At 47.4% G+C, this 626-nt stretch carries 2 protein-coding genes; both read right to left on the bottom strand.

Translation table 11 applies throughout. The features are described from left to right. On the bottom strand, positions 1-107 hold a 107-nt coding region (locus tag IR173_RS17985; protein WP_237040846.1), incomplete at its 3' end, for an Rpn family recombination-promoting nuclease/putative transposase. A 196-nt stretch (positions 108-303) separates the two neighbouring features. Continuing rightward, on the bottom strand, positions 304-626 hold a 323-nt coding region (locus tag IR173_RS17980; protein ID WP_237040833.1), incomplete at its 5' end, for an OmpA family protein.

Raw genomic sequence — 626 nt, 5'->3', positions numbered from 1 at the left:
CCCACCAGCAGGTCGTTCAGGAAGTCTATCAGCAAATCCTTGCTGACCTCCTGACCGAATATCTTCTTAAAACCTACGTCCGTAAACGGATTGATGAATTTTCCCATACCGCTTTATTTTTAGCAAAGATAATCTTTTAATGGGAACCGGACAAGAAGGCGGATGAATTTATTTAGAGAGGCCGAATCTTGCAGGAATGGAATCGTTTTTTAGAGAAGAGTTGCTGATAACGAACGAAAGAGCAGTCCTCCCATGGGAGAACCACTCTTTCTTTTTCACCAAAATATTATAACGGCGGCTCTCTTATTCCGCAATCATAATCACTACACGGTTCCAGTCGTTGGTTGTAAACGGCTGTACCTCGGAACCTTTGCTGTCCACACTCAGACGGTCCGCACTGATGCCGTACCTGTTAATCAGTTCGTCGGCCACAATGCGTGCACGCTTTTGGGCAAGTTCGGCATTGATTTTTGAAGTACCCGTCCCCTTGTCGGCATAACCGGTGACGGTTGCCTTTGACTGAGGGTACTGCTTCATATAGTCCGCAATGGCCAGGATGTTAATCTGCTGGTCTTCCGCGATGTTTGTCTTTGCCAGTCCGAAGGAAACGTGGCTCTTGACGCCCG

This window comes from Phocaeicola faecalis, assembly GCF_021730445.1.
GTDB lineage: Bacteria > Bacteroidota > Bacteroidia > Bacteroidales > Bacteroidaceae > Phocaeicola > Phocaeicola faecalis.
Note: the sequence above shows the minus strand (reverse complement) of the source record. Positions and strands in the feature narration are given on the sequence as shown.